Origin of the sequence: Cognatilysobacter segetis (assembly GCF_004359965.1) — a bacterium.
GTDB classification, from domain to species: Bacteria; Pseudomonadota; Gammaproteobacteria; order Xanthomonadales; family Xanthomonadaceae; genus Cognatilysobacter; species Cognatilysobacter segetis.
Genome location: NZ_SMRQ01000120.1, coordinates 1 through 2066 on the forward strand (window position 1 = coordinate 1; position 2066 = coordinate 2066).

Below are 2066 nucleotides of genomic sequence, written 5' to 3' on the forward strand. Positions count from 1 at the left end.
CGGCGCGGTAGAGGGTGGTCATGCGTCCATTCTCGCAGAGGCGCGACCCGCGGAAACACGAACGCCGGCGCGGAGCCGGCGTTCGTGGAACAGCATGTCGGACGTCTTACTTCGTGCTGACGAGCTTGATCTCGAACTGCACCGCCACGTTCGGCGGGAAGCCCGTGCGCGGGTCGGCGCCGTAGGCCTTGTCGGCCGGCAGCGTGACTTCCCACTTCGAGCCGGTCGGCATCTGCTGGATCACTTCACGCATCGCCGGCATCTCGATCTGGCTGACCTTGATCGACGGGATGGCCTGCGCCGGGCGGGCTTCCTGCGGACGCTGGCCCCACGGGTACGGACCCGCGACTTCCAGCTGCACGGTGCTGGCCGGCGTCGGCTTGGCGCCGGTGCCGTTCTCGAGCACGCGGTACTGCACGCCGCTCGGGAGCACCTTCACGCCGGCCTTGGCCTTGTTGCCGTTGATGAACGTATCGCTCTTGGTCTTGTTCTCGGCGGACGCCTTGTCCCACTCGGCCTTGGCCTTCGCGGTCTGGCGCGCCTGCATGTCGGTCAGCGCCTTCTGCAACTGCTCCACCGGCACCGCCGGCTGCTTCTTGGCATAGGCGTCCTGCACGCCCTTGATCAGCGAATTGATGTCGAGCTGCTCGCCGCGATCGGCGAGCTCGGCGGCATCGACACCGGTCTTGAAACCGAGCGCGTAGCTCAGCTTGCCCTTCTCGGACGTGGTGTCCTGTGCGGACGCCATGCCGGCGGACACAACCAGAGCCGCCGCGGCGACGGCCATCAGACGAAACTTCATCGGGTGAAACCTCCGGTAGAGATGCTCGGTGCGCGAAGGTGCGCAACGGCGTTGAAAACCCCTGTGCCGCGTACCGGTCGACAGCCCCGAGTGGCGCGCTAGGATACTGGCGGCAGGGCTTAACCGCCACTGACGCCGACCCTGTGACCGCGTGTCCACGGCTTAGTTCCGCCGGCCAGCGGCCGTTCTTCACCTTCACACCCGGACCCCTCATGACCGACAGCAGCAGCGCATCGCCGGTGACCGTCGCCGACCGCGACGCCGTCCGCATCATCACCGTCAACCGGCCGGACAAGCTCAACGCGCTGAACGCGGCCACGCTCGACGCACTCGACGTCGCGTTCGCCGAAGCGATCGCATCGCCCGGCGTGCGCGCGATCGTGCTGACGGGCGCGGGCCCCAAGGCGTTCGTCGCCGGCGCCGACATCGCGGAAATGAACACCTTGACGCCCGTGCAGGGCCGCGACTTCTCGTTGCGCGGCCAGCGGATGATGCGTCGCGTGGAGCGCAGCCCGAAGCCGGTGATCGCGATGGTCAACGGCTTCGCGCTCGGCGGCGGGCTGGAACTGGCGATGTGCTGCCACCTGCGCATCGCGTCGGACACCGCGCGCGTCGGCCAGCCCGAGATCAACCTGGGCCTGATTCCCGGCTTCGGCGGCACGCAGCGCCTGCTGAGGCTCGCCGGCCGCGCCGCAACGCTCGAGCTCTGCCTGCTCGGCACGCCGATCGACGCCGCTCGGGCGCACGCGCTCGGCATCGTCAATCGCGTCGTGCCCGCGGCGGAACTCGAAGCGCAGACGATGGCCATCGCGCAGCAGCTCGCGAGCGCCGCACCGCTCGCGCTGCGCGGCGCGCTGGACTGCATCAACATCGGCGGCGAGTGCGGCATCGAGGAAGGGCTGGAGTTCGAGGCCGCGCAGTTCGGCCTCATGTTCTCGACGCAGGACATGCGCGAGGGCACCGCGGCCTTCCTCGAACGCCGCAAGCCGGCCTTCACCGGCGCGTGAGCGTCGCCGGCTGCCCGGCCTGTGGCTGCGTCGCGCGCGCGCCGGCGCATGTGCTGGTCGCGTCGCTTCTGCTCGACGACCTCGACCGTGCGCTCGAGGACGGCCTGCTGGCGACCGAAGGCTGTCCCGCCTGCACGCCCCAATGCACGCATGCGCTGCTGGCCGCCCGCGACGCGCGCCGGTTCGCCCTCGCCGCGCGCGAGCGCTTCACCGCGAGGCAGCGGCGGTTGGCCACGCGCGCGGCGCAGCGCGACGCC

2 protein-coding genes and 1 pseudogene are annotated in these 2066 nt (G+C 70.1%); 2 read left to right on the forward strand and 1 reads right to left on the reverse strand.

Annotated elements, in window-relative coordinates:
* Positions 1–106 precede the first annotated feature (106 nt).
* Positions 107–802: an FKBP-type peptidyl-prolyl cis-trans isomerase N-terminal domain-containing protein gene (locus tag E4F61_RS14160; protein WP_133480205.1), complete on the reverse strand. Its 696-nt coding sequence runs from the start codon at positions 800–802 to the stop codon at positions 107–109.
* Between the two features lie 212 nt (positions 803–1014).
* On the opposite strand from E4F61_RS14160, the gene E4F61_RS14165 reads away from it, so the two are divergent.
* Complete coding sequence (locus E4F61_RS14165; RefSeq protein WP_133480249.1) at positions 1015–1809, forward strand: enoyl-CoA hydratase/isomerase family protein; 795 nt, start codon at positions 1015–1017, stop codon at positions 1807–1809.
* Positions 1806–2066 (forward strand): annotated as a pseudogene (locus E4F61_RS14170) (hypothetical protein); the annotation flags it as partial. The gene E4F61_RS14165 and the pseudogene E4F61_RS14170, both read left to right, overlap by 4 nt.